Annotated in this window: 13 protein-coding genes and 1 pseudogene; 2 read left to right on the forward strand and 12 right to left on the reverse strand. The window is 38.6% G+C overall.

Going from position 1 to position 14,113, the window contains the following annotated elements:
* Positions 1-28: 28 nt before the first annotated feature.
* On the reverse strand, positions 29-745 hold the full coding sequence (locus tag IGJ45_RS00720) for a GntR family transcriptional regulator (protein ID WP_060813648.1): 717 nt from the start codon (positions 743-745) through the stop codon (positions 29-31).
* A 113-nt stretch (positions 746-858) separates the two neighbouring features.
* Positions 859-2,130, reverse strand: a complete 1,272-nt coding sequence (celB, locus tag IGJ45_RS00725; RefSeq protein ID WP_103300655.1) for a PTS cellobiose transporter subunit IIC — start codon at positions 2,128-2,130, stop codon at positions 859-861.
* Positions 2,131-2,287: 157 nt separating this feature from the next.
* On the opposite strand from celB, the gene IGJ45_RS00730 reads away from it, so the two are divergent.
* Complete coding sequence (locus IGJ45_RS00730) at positions 2,288-3,676, forward strand: glycoside hydrolase family 1 protein (protein ID WP_103300654.1); 1,389 nt, start codon at positions 2,288-2,290, stop codon at positions 3,674-3,676.
* A gap of 218 nt (positions 3,677-3,894) precedes the next feature.
* Here IGJ45_RS00730 and IGJ45_RS00735 read toward each other — a convergent pair whose 3' ends face one another.
* From IGJ45_RS00735 to IGJ45_RS00750, 4 genes are all read right to left on the reverse strand, one after another.
* The gene (locus tag IGJ45_RS00735) at positions 3,895-5,112 is read right to left on the reverse strand and encodes a tyrosine-type recombinase/integrase (RefSeq protein WP_001291561.1); all 1,218 of its coding nucleotides are present in this window, start codon (positions 5,110-5,112) and stop codon (positions 3,895-3,897) included.
* Between the two features lie 81 nt (positions 5,113-5,193).
* Positions 5,194-5,397: an excisionase gene (locus tag IGJ45_RS00740; protein WP_000814511.1), complete on the reverse strand. Its 204-nt coding sequence runs from the start codon at positions 5,395-5,397 to the stop codon at positions 5,194-5,196.
* 460 nt (positions 5,398-5,857) lie between these two features.
* Positions 5,858-6,088 carry a helix-turn-helix domain-containing protein gene (locus tag IGJ45_RS00745; RefSeq protein WP_000857133.1) on the reverse strand — a complete coding sequence of 77 codons (231 nt, stop codon included), beginning with the start codon at positions 6,086-6,088 and terminating at the stop codon, positions 5,858-5,860.
* A complete protein-coding gene (locus IGJ45_RS00750) occupies positions 6,085-6,507 on the reverse strand; it encodes a sigma-70 family RNA polymerase sigma factor (RefSeq protein ID WP_000804885.1) in 423 nt (140 codons plus the stop codon). The genes IGJ45_RS00745 and IGJ45_RS00750 overlap by 4 nt, the downstream gene beginning before the upstream one ends.
* Positions 6,508-7,011: 504 nt before the next feature.
* On the opposite strand from IGJ45_RS00750, the gene IGJ45_RS00755 reads away from it, so the two are divergent.
* Positions 7,012-7,365: a helix-turn-helix transcriptional regulator gene (locus tag IGJ45_RS00755; protein WP_001227347.1), complete on the forward strand. Its 354-nt coding sequence runs from the start codon at positions 7,012-7,014 to the stop codon at positions 7,363-7,365.
* Between the two features lie 59 nt (positions 7,366-7,424).
* On the opposite strand, the gene IGJ45_RS00760 is transcribed toward IGJ45_RS00755, so the two are convergent.
* The 6 genes and pseudogenes from IGJ45_RS00760 to IGJ45_RS00785 form a co-directional block, all read right to left on the reverse strand.
* Positions 7,425-7,610: a cysteine-rich KTR domain-containing protein gene (locus tag IGJ45_RS00760; protein WP_011058338.1), complete on the reverse strand. Its 186-nt coding sequence runs from the start codon at positions 7,608-7,610 to the stop codon at positions 7,425-7,427.
* 100 nt (positions 7,611-7,710) lie between these two features.
* Positions 7,711-9,630 (reverse strand): tetracycline resistance ribosomal protection protein Tet(M), encoded by a 1,920-nt coding sequence (tet(M), locus tag IGJ45_RS00765; RefSeq protein ID WP_000691736.1) that lies wholly within the window; start codon positions 9,628-9,630, stop codon positions 7,711-7,713.
* 15 nt (positions 9,631-9,645) lie between these two features.
* A pseudogene (locus tag IGJ45_RS00770) lies at positions 9,646-9,693 on the reverse strand (hypothetical protein); the annotation flags it as partial.
* Positions 9,694-10,006: 313 nt separating this feature from the next.
* Positions 10,007-10,939, reverse strand: a complete 933-nt coding sequence (locus IGJ45_RS00775; protein ID WP_001224318.1) for a conjugal transfer protein — start codon at positions 10,937-10,939, stop codon at positions 10,007-10,009.
* Positions 10,936-11,937 carry a bifunctional lytic transglycosylase/C40 family peptidase gene (locus IGJ45_RS00780; protein ID WP_000769868.1) on the reverse strand — a complete coding sequence of 334 codons (1,002 nt, stop codon included), beginning with the start codon at positions 11,935-11,937 and terminating at the stop codon, positions 10,936-10,938. Before IGJ45_RS00780 ends, IGJ45_RS00775 begins: the two co-directional genes overlap by 4 nt.
* Positions 11,934-14,111, reverse strand: a complete 2,178-nt coding sequence (locus IGJ45_RS00785) for a CD3337/EF1877 family mobilome membrane protein (protein WP_000804748.1) — start codon at positions 14,109-14,111, stop codon at positions 11,934-11,936. The genes IGJ45_RS00780 and IGJ45_RS00785 overlap by 4 nt, the downstream gene beginning before the upstream one ends.
* Positions 14,112-14,113: the final 2 nt, after the last annotated feature.

Genomic DNA, 14,113 nt, shown 5'->3' on the forward strand with positions numbered 1-14,113 from the left:
AGTTTTACTGCGCCGCTTTGGCTGTTTATTATCGTTGAACGTCTAAATAGGAATATACCCGCGTATCATAACGGTTGCGACTGCGGGAGTATTCGATCGGTGAGCCATTTTTTTGGTAAACGATTTGTTGAATTTCTAATACTGGATCGGTTGGATCGCAAGCCAGATATTTCTGATCATATAACGAGCTTTTATCCGCAGAAATCGTCCGATAAGCACCGACAAATTGAATGCCTAGTTCTTCTTTTACATACTGATAGATAGAAGTTTCCAAGTGAGAACGTTTTAGATTAGGAACTAAATGGACCGGCATGTACGTATGCTCCAGAATAAATGGTTTGCCTTCTAAAATTCGCAGACGAATGATCTTATAGACGGGTTGTTCTTCTGTCAGCATCAGTTTTTCTTGGATCTCCTTGTTCGGAAAAGCCACTTGAAAATCAATAACTTCACTAGTCAATGGCCGATTTGCTTTGCGCATTTCAGTGGATAAGCCGACATATTCCGTTAATGTTGTCGTATCTCGATCCACGAAAGGATGATTCAAAATCTTAGTTCCAGCTCCTCGCTGAGAATAGACAAGTCCTTCCATAGAGAGAATCCCGATCGCTTTTTTGATGGTCATGCGGCTCACTTGGAACTCTTCAACGAGATCTATTTGATTAGGTAATAAACTATCTGGAGGATAGGTTTTATTTCTGATTCTTGTTCTTAAAATATTGGCAATTTCTTGATATTTTGGCATCTCCTCACCTCGCAAAGAGTATAGCTGAAAAAAGCGATTTCGACAATCCGAATCGGCAGCCTTTTTTTAAAATAAAAGACTGACAGGTTGATTGACCTGCCAGTCTTTTTGTTTTAACTGATTGAAGCTTCTTGTTGACGATCCAAAATACGCAAGAATGGATACCAGATCACACCAACAAGTACTACATCAATGACTTGTAGCAAGCCACCTAACCAAGAGTTGGTTGCTAACACACCGCTAGCGATCACTGGCACGGTCCAAGGTACGGACACACCAGTTGGTGCTGGAACTAGACCAGCTGCCATCACAAGGTAATTGAAAGTTGTCACCACTAGGGGTGCTACTACCCAAGGAATCAAAATCGTTGCATTCAGTACGATCGGCATTCCGAAAATAGCAGGTTCATTTACATTGAAGATACCAGGAGCAAGAGCCAAACGACCAACATCGCGGTATTGTTTTTTCTTTAGGACAAAAGCCATCAAAATCACAACAGCTAGCGTCATTCCAGAACCCCCTAAACCAACCGTGAAAGTTTCCATGAATGGTTTCGTCACGATATGGGGTAATGCTTCGCCATTTTGATAGGCTTCTAAATTATCCAACATCAATGTGTTCCAGATAGGATCCATGACAGAGTTGACAATGATTTGCCCATGAAGACCAAAGAACCATAAGAACTGAACCAAGAACAGTGCCAATAGTGTAGCAGGTAAGCTGCTGCCAAGACCTGTTAACGGTTTTTGAATCAATTCATAGATTACATCATGAAGGTTCGCATGGAAGACGCCGGTCATGATCGCATTGATCATCAAAAAGATGGTTAGCGTAACGATCGCTGGAATCAAAGCAGCAAATGACTTCGTTACTGCAGGTGGCACCCCATCAGGCATTTTGATTTGCCAACCGCGTTTTGTGACGCGACAATAAATCTCAGCAGCTAAGAAGGCAGCGATCATTCCGATGAACATACCTTTGGCACCTAAGCGATCAAGAGATAGCACGCCAGTAATAGTTTCACCTGATTCTGTAGTCATGAAAAATGGTGTTAGAATCAAAAAGCTTGCAAAAGATACAGCGCCTCCAAAGATCCCTTCAACATCATAAGACTTAGACAAATAATAGCCGATACCAAAAGTAACAAAAACTGTCATGATGCTCATTGTTGCATTTTGTCCATTACCGAACAGGGTACTTAGAGTGCCTTTCGTTGCATCATTGAAAAAAGGCAGATTGTTGATAACCACTACGATTGAACCAAACATCGTAATGGGAAAAGAAAGCATGAACGCATCTCGTAATACAGTGAGGTAGCGGTTTTGCCCTAACGCATTGGCTAGCGGCAAGATTTTTTCAGATATTTTATCCATAAAACCGTTCATTAAAAATCACTCCTAACAACTTTTTGCAATCGATTACAATTCATAATGTATCATGTTTTATTTTAAATGTCTATACATTATCCAATAAAAAGATTGATTTTTGGTAGTGCTTCCTTTATGATTACGGTATCAAGCATGAATAGGGAGTGTAAAAAAGATGACGTATCAATTTCCAGAAGGATTCTGGTGGGGTTCTGCTGCCAGCGGTCCTCAGACAGAAGGAACTTTTCCAGGAGACAAAAAAGGACCCAGTATTTGGGATTACTGGTATGAGCAAGAACCAGAAAAATTCTTTGACCGTGTAGGCCCCGAAAAAACATCCCAAGTCTATAAGCGGTATAAAGAAGATATTCAACTGATGAAAGAAACAGGACACAATACATTTCGGACATCGATCCAGTGGAGTCGCTTGATTCCAGCAGGAACTGGCGAAGTTAATCAAGAAGCTGTGGCTTTTTATCATGATTATTTCGATGAATTGATTGCAAATGGGATTGAACCTTTCGTCAACTTGTATCATTTTGATATGCCGATGGCCTTGCAGGAAAAAGGCGGTTGGTTAAGTCGTGAGACAGTTGAGGCTTACGTCGTTTTTGCCAAAACTTGTTTTGAATTGTTTGGTACAAAAGTCAAAAAATGGTTCACTCATAATGAACCAATCGTTCCGATAGAAGGTGGCTATCTCTATCAGTTCCACTATCCAAACGAAATCAACATGAAGCATGCTGTTCAAGCCGGTTTCCATGAAACCTTAGCGAGCGCGAAAGCAATCAAGGAATATCATGCGCTAGAATTGGGTGGAGAGATAGGGATTATCTTGAATCTAACACCTAGCTATCCGAGAGATGAAGCAAACCCGGAGGATGTTAAAGCAGCCCAAATCGCCGATGCCTTCTTCAACCGTTCCTTTTTGGATCCAGCAGTTAAAGGGACATTTCCTGAAGAATTAGTCACGATCATCAAAGAATTAGACATGATACCGGAACATGAAGCAGAAGATTTAGTGATCATCCAAGAAAACACGATTGACTTATTAGGCATCAATTACTATCAGCCTCGTCGTATTATGGCAAAAGAAACACCGATCGACCACACGAATGGTCCATTACCAGATGATTATTTTGATAATTATGATAAACCTGACAAAAAAATGAACCCTTATCGTGGATGGGAGATCTATGAAAAAGGGATTTATGATATCTTGACCAATACCCGTGAGAATTATGGCAATATCAAATGCTACATTTCTGAAAATGGCATGGGCGTTGAAGGGGAAGAACGTTTTGTCAACGATGAAGGGATCATTGAGGACGATTATCGAATCGAATTCGTTAAAGAACACTTGAAGTATGTTCATCAAGCGATCCAAGAGGGTACCAACTGTGTTGGCTATCATATGTGGACATGTATGGATAACTGGTCTTGGACGAACGCATATAAAAATCGTTATGGCTTCATCTCAGTTGACTTGAATCATGATGCCAAGCGCACAATTAAAAAGTCTGGTCGCTGGTACAAAGAGGTTTCTGACAATAACGGCTTTTGATTCAAAACACAGTGAAGATTGCTTCACTGTGTTTTTTTTATAATAAACAAAGTATAAATTTCTAATTATCTTTTTATATTTTCTTAAATGCTCGTAAAGCCTTATTCTATGTGCTTTCGAGTATTTTTACTGTAGGAAGATACTTCACGTTTCTTTGCATATTTCCTCATGTCTTAGCTGTCAGAAGTGGTAAATAAGTAGTAAATTCATTTGTACTACTAAGCAACAAGACGCTCCTGTTGCTTCTCTTTATTCAAGCGTTTCATTTCTGCCATTGCAGAATCGAATGTTGCATGTGCGTAATAGTTCAGCGTCATGGCTATATTAGCATGTCCCATAATGTACTGTAATGCCTTTGGATTCATTCCTGCATTTGCATAGTTGGTACAGAATGTATGTCGCAAACTATGTGGAGTGATGTGTGGCAATTTATCCTCGTTATACTTATTGTATTTCTTAACAAGACCTTTCATCATGCCGTTGTAATCACTTGCCACTTTTGGATAGTTCTTTCTATTAAGAAAGAGGAAATCACTATATCCATCAATCTCAACACGCTTATCATTCTTTCGATTCGCTAACACTCGCTTAAATGCTTGATAGGCTTCTTCAACCATAGGAACTTGACGTTCGCCACTTTTGGTCTTTGGTGTTTCAATGTAGTACCCAATTTCAGTATCTCTCAATAGCTGATGGTCTATATTGACAAGACGATTCTCAAAATCTAAATCTGGAAGTGTCAAACCACCAAACTCTGAAATACGAAGACCTGTTTTTAAGAGTATCAGAATTTCATCATAATTTTTGCTGTAGGTTTTATCAGCTTTTGCAAAGGCTAACAGTTTTTCTTCCTGTTCTTCTGTTAGTACGGTCTTAGGGACAGTATCATCATCAAGAACTGCTTTCAGTTGAAAGTCAAATGGATTCTTCCGAACACAATCATCTTGTATAGCAATATAGAATGAAGCCTTTAAAGAACGTTTGTAGTTATTGATGGTTTGATAAGCATAACCATTTTCACTCATTCTAATAGCCCATTCTTTAGCGTCTGATGGCTTAATACTGTCAATACTTCTTACACCTAACTTGTCTTTCTTCAAAATATCCATAAGATATTTGCGTCCAGTTTCAGTGTTTTTTCTAACCTTTGGTCTTTGAGCGTTCTGTTTTGCGTAAAGCTGGCAGAGTGTCATTTTCTTTCCTACAACATCAATACCATCATGAATGTCTTTCTGTAACTCTGCGATTTTCTCTCTAAGTGAGATACAATCACGCTTTCCTGCTGGTACTCGGTCTGTAGCCACAAGTTTCCACGAGTAAACAAATTGCGGTTCTCCAAATGAATCTATATATTTGTATAAGTATCTTCCGTCTTTTCGTTGGCTCTCTCCAGTCTTTAAGATTCGACCTTTATTGTCACGTCTTTTTTCTGACATGGCATTTGCTCCTTTCCTTTATGGAAAGAGCCTTGATACGACTTAATACTATTTTATCATATACAAGACCCTTTGGCGACGCTAGATTGCGTCCAATGTATCTATAATTTTTTCAAATTGTTTTCGTTTAATCTGAATACGATTGCCATTCATAATCAGCCAATTTGCATTTTTATTTTCCTCTGCCAAGCGTCGTAGCTTGTTTTCGCCAATACGAAAATATTTTGACGCTTCTTCAATGGTTAGGGTATAACGTTCCCAAATAGGAATGTCAGTCTGCTTCATAAAATCCTCCTTTCCAAATCACTTATTTGGATTTCATAAAAGTTGTTTTACCAGCAATCGAACAGCTTTAGCAAAGCTCACGGGAGTTCCACCCCTGCATGGTTCTCATGTAGCCATACTCATTGCCTGCGACGGTTTTATCACGCTCGGACTATTGACTGTATGGGAGTATCATTATCACGATAAGAATGTCGTTGCAGGCAATCCTGCTAAAGATTGCTTCTCGGATCACTAACATGAATCGCTCGCTATCTTTATAAGATAGGTCATGGCGGTTAGTTCCGTTGGCTCTTTTCTTATCGAAACGTATTCGATTACTTTTATTCAGTTTTCAAAGAACAATGGCTCGTTAGCCTATCAAAACACATTGAAAGCTCAATATGCTTTGGTGGAATAACAAACCTCCCTGTTCGGGAAGCGTGGAATGGTTTAGCACGCTTCCACGAAAGGAGAGAGGATATTACTTAATTTCAAATGACAAAATCTTTGTAATCAGTCTGGTTTCCATTCTTCCACGTAAGACTTCATCAACGACCATACTTTGATTGCCATATTCATCTTTCATAAGTCGTAGGGAACGCTTCGTTATGTACCCTCTGTAATGATGTAGAATCTGGTTAATCGCTTCGGTATCGCCATCTGTTGCCTTTACAATGAGAGGAAAGGGAATCATAGGATATTGTGTTTTCATTCTTCAAATTCCTCCATAAACTTTTTAATTAAGGCTAGTCCACTGGTTCTATGCCGATAGACAGTAGAACGGTTCAATTTCAACAGGTCTGCAATTTCTGAATCGCTCATGTCCATAAAGTAAAACAGCAGTAGAATTTCACGTTTCTTGTCTGGCAACTCACGTAATGCTTCACTCAACAAATCATTTTCAACGCCTACTGATAACCCATTGAGTGTAAAAATCTGAAAGTCAGTTGAATAGTTATCTGTTGTCGCAAACTGGCTAACAAGATAATCGCCAACATCCGAAAAGGACACCTCACGCTTTGCAATCCTTGAAAGATAAAGCATATAATTCTTTCGCTCGTCTTCCATAGCACGTTTACAGATATAGTCAAACTGATTTTCTATTGTGGTCTGAAAAGAAGATGGTTTCATGTTTCTCACCCCCTTTCTGTCTAGGAAAGGAAGTGAGCCTTGCTCGTTTATCTCCTTTCACTCTTAGTCCCAATGTGAAAGGGGGATTTGTTGCATTACTGATAAATAAACTTTGTAAAAAAGTTCTGAATAGCCAAAAAAGCATATAAACAGATTTATTTCTCTGTTTACATGCTTCTGTTATTCTATCTATATGATTTATAAAACCACATTGGTGGACGTACTTATCTATTGCAGATAGACGACTTTTTTTGACAAGAACCCAATGTAAGGAAATTTATTGTATATGATGTACTTCATGGCGACGTTGACCTCCAACAAACCGCCATTTGGAAGTAATATACAATATTTTAACAGCGTAAATAGCACTACCATATAACGGTTTTTTTTATTGGCGTTTAGTAGTGCTTTTTATTAAATATAAACCTATAAACCATATAACACGTTTTTCTATACCTGTTTTTAATTCAGTAGGAACAATAAAATGTATAGAGGTGGTCTACTATGCGTAAAAAAGAAGATAAATATGATTTTAGAGCCTTTGGTTTAGCCATTAAAGAAGCTCGATTGAAACGAGGTTTAACTCGTGAACAAGTGGGAGCATTGATTGAAATTGACCCACGGTACTTAACTAATATTGAAAATAAAGGGCAACACCCCAGCATACAAGTTCTTTATGACCTTGTATCGTTACTTCATGTTTCCGTTGATGAATTTTTCTTACCTGCTAATAACTTGGTAAAAAGCACCCGACGATTACAGATAGAGAAATACATGGATAGCTTTACAGACAAAGAACTATCCTTAATGGAATCTTTAGCCAGCGGTATCAACGAAGCAAGAAACATCGAAGACTAATTAAAAGAATCCATACATAACGGAAAGAGCCGATAAAATGAGATTGTATTAATCTCATTTTATCGGCTCTGCGTCTTTGCGTCTGGCTCTGTAATCACAGTTACTTTGAACTGCTTTATTTCAATTAAATTTTCTTGTCTGCATTTCGGACAATAGAGGGGGAATTTTTTTAATTCAGTATCTTCCCTTATCTTTAATCGTGTTTTATTTCCACATACAGGACACAATATCCACTTGTAGTTTATAATAACTATCTCCTCCTTTACACTTTAATTCAAATCTTTATTAAAAAATATTTCATCTTATTTAACAAGAAACCATATTTATATAACAACATAAAATACACTAAGTTATTTTATTGAACATATATCGTACTTTATCTATCCGACTATTTGGACGACGGGGCTGGCAAACAGGTTCACCGGTAGTAACATGGTACCCTTTTAACTCTGTTAAACAAACACTACGTCCATTTGTAAAGAAAGTTAAATCACTACGATATTCTTGAATACACCGAGCAGGGATTTCTCCACTAAGAATGACCTCATTATTTTTCAATTGAGTGTCTACGATGTTCGCACAATATTTAGGAGCATCGTTGTATGCTCGTGAAAGATATTCCTGTGGCGCATAAATTTTAAAACTAAGATATGGCTCTAACAATTCTGTTCCAGCTTTTTTTAAGACTTGTTCCAATACAATAGGAGCAAGCATCCGAAAATCTGCTGGAGTACTAACAGGGCTATAGTATAAACCGTACTTAAAACAGATTTTACAATCCGTCACATTCCAACCATATAATCCTTGTTCGCAACCATAGCGTATCCCTTCCATAACTGCATTTTGAAATGATTGATTTAAGTATCCAAGAGAAACCGAGCTCTCATACTGCATTCCACTTCCCAACGGAAGCGGTGATACAGATAAACCAATGGAAGCCCAGAAAGGATTTGGCGGCACTTCGATGTGAATGGTATATTCTGCATTTTTTAACGGTCTCTCCATATAAATGACTGTAGGCTCTTTTAGTTCTATCTCCACATGATACTTTTCTTGCAACAGTGCACTAATCACTTCCATTTGTACTTTCCCTAAGAAAGAAAGTATAATTTCATGTGTCGTAGAATCCACGTAATATCGTAGAAGCGGATCACTATCTGAGATTTCCAAAAGGGCATCAAGCAACATTTCTCTCTGTTCAGGTTTACTCGGTTCAACAGTTGTTTGTAGTAGAGGGTGCGGATTTTCAATCTTTTTTCTCTGTGGCAATAGTTTTGTATCTCCAAGAACACTATTTAACTTCAAAAACTCATTTTGCAAAATAACAATTTCTCCAGAATAAGCTCTATCAATCTTACATAATTCACCATTTATTGAAGTATACATTTCTGTAACTTTTATTTTTTCTTTTTCTGATACTCTAACCGAATCTCGTAAATGTAGTACTCCACTATAAAGGCGTATATATGCAAGACGTTGTCTTTTTTTTGTATATTCAATTTTGAAAACATTTCCGCAAAGTTCAGACGGACCTCGATGTGTTGATGAATAAAATTTATTAGTAATAACTTCTATAAGGTTATCAATCCCTATATTACTTTTTGCACTTCCATGATAAAGAGGGAACAGAGAACAATTCTGAAATCTTATGCTTTCCTCTTGTTCGAGTTCCAATGCTTCTAATGATTTACCGGACATATATTTCTCTAAAAGGTCATCGTTTCCCTCTATTACCGTATCCCATTGTTCAGATTCGGTAAAGTTCGTCACACACATATTAGGATACAGTTCTACCTTCTGTTTGATTACAATTTCGGCAGAAAGTTTCTCTTTAATATCCTGATAAACCGTTGATAAATCAATTCCATTTTGGTCAATCTTATTGATAAAAAAGATTGTGGGAATCCCCATTTTCCTAAGTGCATGAAATAATATACGAGTTTGTGCTTGTACGCCATCTTTTGCAGAAATCAGTAGAATTGCCCCATCTAAAACTGATAATGAACGATATACTTCTGCTAAGAAATCCATATGTCCTGGCGTGTCTATGATGTTCACCTTCGTATTTTCCCACTGAAAAGAGGTTATTCCTGTCTGAATTGTAATTCCTCTCTGACGTTCTAAAAGCGTATTATCCGTCCTCGTTGTACCTTTGTCCACGCTTCCTAATTCTGTAATCGCTCCACTGTTATATAATAAGCTTTCTGTTAAGGTAGTTTTTCCCGCATCAACATGAGCTAAAACTCCAATATTAATAATTTTCATGTGATTTTCCTCCATTCAAAAGCCCAAAAGGGCATAAAAATCCCAGTGATAAATACTCTTATCACTGGGATTTTTATGCATAACCATAGGCATACAAAGCATACAGATATTCTCCGGATACTTTAGAATCACATGATAAAGGTATTCTTAAACTGGGTACAAAAAACTAAGCCCTCCTAAAAAAGGACATCCAATTATTTGTTCCCACTATCAAATTGACAGTTTATTTAAGAATACCTTGCCGCATATTTATTAACTCCTTTTAAATAGATACTTAAATAATAGCACGTAAGAGCATATTTGTAAAGGAATCTCCAATTTTTTATCAAAGAGAGTACGTGATTACAAAATAGCTGTAATAATGTACCAATATTTGTTATTCTATAATCTTCCAATTACTCCCGTTCTTTTCAAGTACCAAATCAAATTGAGATACCTGCGTTGCTTTGGTCTGCTGGTCGATATACTCCACTGTCAGCGATACCGTGACTTGATTATCCTTACGATTGTGAATAGGATTTACCAGTTCTTGAAAGATGTACTCTTTTCCGATTGGTTTTAATATCCCGTCATTCACATAGTAGGAAAGTTCACTGGCTGTCGCTGTAGGATAGAGCTTGAAGAACGTCGTTAAAAACTCATTGATTTCATTGGTTGTAATGGAATCAACCGTCCCCTCACTTTCAATGGCTTTTGGTTTATAACTTGATTTCTTAGGTATGTTGGTAATGGTCGGATTCTTAACCAGTACCATATTTCCAGAACCATCTACATAGACACTCACAATATAAGCAGAGTGGACGGTCTTTGTATTTTCTCCCTCTGTAATGAGCTGGTCTACACTGTAGGTTACATTAAACTCATTGTCGCCAGTTGGCTCTACCGTCCATATCTGAAATCCTCTTACAGAAGACGATACAGGAATATCTTTGCGTACTGTATCAACATTGAGAGCTTGAAGTTCATCTGTCAGATAGCCTTTTAGACTTTCCATTCGATTATCAATGGACTTATCGGATTGCTCCCATGAATAGTAGACTTTCGCAAAGTTCTCTACAAAATTTTCTACATGATGAGTATCAACGTATTCCTTTTCTATGATAGTTGTTTCGTGAATAGTATGAGTATCTATAGCTGTAAAGTGCTTGAATATCGCAAAGCTGAAACTAAGCCCTAAAAGTACCCACAAGGCAATCACAACCTTTTTATGAGGATTGACCTTATAGACACGAGGTTTCTTTTCCTTTGGTATCTGTTTTTCTTTATTCTGATTTTTTCTAAATTTCATCATTAAATCTTCCTTTCTCATTGTTTGATTCGTCCTGCTCCCACTAAATGCTGTTGCCAGTAGGGGCTTGTTAAGTCGGCATAACCGATTGGGTCGCCTGCATGAAACATACGGTTATTGCCAAGGTATATCCCAACATGAGTAATATAAGAGCCAGCGTTATAGGTAGAATGAAAGAAAACCAAATCGCCAGCTTGTGCTTCCGATAGTGGGATATGCTGGGTCACATCATATTGCTGTTGTGCGGTTCGTGGTAAGTTAATTCCAGCTTTTCCATACGTCCATTGTGTCAGTCCGCTACAATCAAAAGAAGTAGTCGGGGAAGCTCCACCGTAAACGTATCGCCAGCCCTCATATTTCAGTGCTTCGTCCATGATGGCTTGTACCGTATCATCATCAAACTCTGTTGTGACAAGATACTGCGTTACCAGTTGCACATAAAACATATTGCCATAGTTGTATCGCCAGCCCCCATTGATAGGTATGGCTATGGGATTGGGGTAAGACACTTTTTCGCCACCTGAATACTCTTTTGAGAAACTTTGAGCCAGTTCAAAGGTATATTTATTTCCACGATTAGCCACATACCCTAAGAAACCACCACCATAATTGTAGGACTGGATAACCGATTCTAAATCTACACTGAGCCTTTCGCTACTGGCTAATAATTCACTGAAATACTTCACACCTTGCTTAATGGATTCTTCTGTACTCAATGAATTAGGTGGAAGACCGAGGGATTCCGAGGACTGCATAACATCTTCCGCAGTACCGCCCGATTCCACCTGTATAATCGCAAGAAGTATGTTGACATATTCTTCAACGCCATATTCTTTGGCATATTTTTCTACCATAGGCTTATGAGCCAGCACTTCTGCGGAAACATTCACACCTCCATAATGAATATTGGAAATTCCGCTGTCCTGTTCATCTGAAAATAAAATGGCAACAAACAGAAGCAGTGAGAAGACCATCAAGAATAATCCAGAACCACCAATCACTAAAGTTTTCAACTTCATGGTTTCTTACCGACTTTCTTAATGGTGGCGGTTTTGATTGGTGGTCTACTTCTTGTATTTTGTAGTGGTACTCTTTGAACAGTAGACGGACGTTCTTTTGTGATTGGACGTTGTGAAGTTCTATCTGCTGTAGTGGTTGAAGTTGCTGGCTTTTGAACGGTTTTTTCTTGAACGGTATTGCCTTGGCGTTCCACTTTTGGACTTGAAAAATCGGACTTAACTGCTGGACGCTCTTGTTTGGCTTGTTGAGATTCCTTATATGAAGTCTGAATATTAGACTGTTTTGAGGTCTGTTCATCATGATATTGTTCTTGTCTTGTAGTCGGTCTTTCATGAACAGAAGAAGCAGGCTGTTTTTTCTGTTTGACCTGTTCCATTTCAGAGCGACGCTTCGCAATGGTTTTTCGCCTTTGTTCCTGCTGTTCCTTGCGTCCACTGGCTCTGTCCGCTTTGGTTTGAGAAATACTACTGGTTAAATCACGGACATTCTCTTTTACTTTGGATTTTCCTTGATATACTGCATATCTTGCATTGGTCGGCAAATCTTTAACCTGTTCTTTCAAACCACTAGCAGTGTCTACCATTCTGTCTTTGGTATCAGCTACTGTACCGATGGTTTGACCGATACGTTTTCCAAGTGTTGATTTTTCCTTTCCGTCTGGTCGGGAGTGATCTGCTTGTGTCCTTGCAGAACTCCCCGAACCCGACTGTCCTTTTTTACCTGTAACAATGGCAGACCCAGCCCCTAGAGTAGTCATGGAACGTCCAAGTTTCCGCTGTAGACGGTGCATGTGAGCGTGCATAAGCATACGAGGTTTTCTCATCACACGACTTCCCACACTTTGAGAATCGTTACTCTGTAGAGAAAACATACTCATTAAATCGCCCAGCTTGAAGTAGATTCCTGCAAAGGTCACAATCTGTAGAAAAGCAATCAAAAAGAACGGATAACCAGCCGATAAGGTATAGAGCATGGTTGAAATACTAAATGCTGTCGTAATAATCAATGTGATTCCAGCTCGTGTCAAAATGGTATTAAAGAGCTTTGTTATGGCTCGTTTTGACATACCATCAAATGATGGAATCATGCTTAAAATAAAGCTCACAGGCAGAAACATAGCATAGATGATAAAAAGTACCTGCGAGAAAATCATGATTCCTGTTAATAGGAATACAAATATGGAAATCCCAATATTGAAGACAAATAGGAAGAAGACTGTACCTAAACGGTTAATGGTCTTTGTAATGGTTAGATTGGTATTGCTTCTGTCTTCAATTTCTTCCGCAACAATTTTTTCTCTGTCTTCGCCATTGTTGGAATCTGGGCTGGTGGAGAGCAGGCTTTCCACACGGTCAATACCGATACTTTCAATGTCTGAACTGTTGTATTGAAGCAGTAGCCACGGTTGCTGAACCTGTATGGAAAACAGGCTATCTCTGATTAAGTCCACGCTGTCCTTGCCTTGACTATCGGAATGGGGCATGACAATCTTCGTGCCAAGTGATAAACTGGCATTACTGATGTCTGATGAAAAGTCATTGATTTTTTTAATGTAGTCGGGAGCGTAGGCAATAAAGGAAGCCGATAGGATAAACACCAGCACAAAATTCATAATGGCATGAATTGCCTTTGTGGTTTCTCTCTTTATCAGTCCCGTATAGGCAACATAAACCCCAAGAACCAAAATCAAGAGTAAGAGGAATCCAACATAGAAACCCTCTGTTGAAAATCCGTTTGCACTCACACCAGCTAAGGTCTGCATATTCTTACCAATGGAATCTGCTGTAGCGGAAATGAAGTCTAAGGAATAGGCTTCCTGTACTAAGTAACCTGTCGCATTGGAAACATACAAACTGATTGTCCAAATAAAATTGGTAATGGCATATAGTCCATACATGACCTGTTTTCCAATCCCGTCCGACCAGTTCCACGGAAGCCAGCCCCAGCTATTATCCACATAAAAATCCAGTTGATAGTTTTCAAGTGGGTATCGGCTGTATTCATTTGCCACATTGACCGTATCATCTACCAAGCCCGCAGCTTGAACCACCGTTCCCAGCATGGCTAAAAGAAAAATGGCAATCACAAGTGTGAAAGCCACTGTCATTGCCACTTTACCTAGACGTTTCAGCGTCCAGTTTGATTTTATTCTGTTTACTATTGATGGTTTCACAT

It is taken from the genome of Enterococcus sp. DIV0574, assembly GCF_051711125.1.
Taxonomy (GTDB): domain Bacteria; phylum Bacillota; class Bacilli; order Lactobacillales; family Enterococcaceae; genus Enterococcus_D; species Enterococcus_D gallinarum.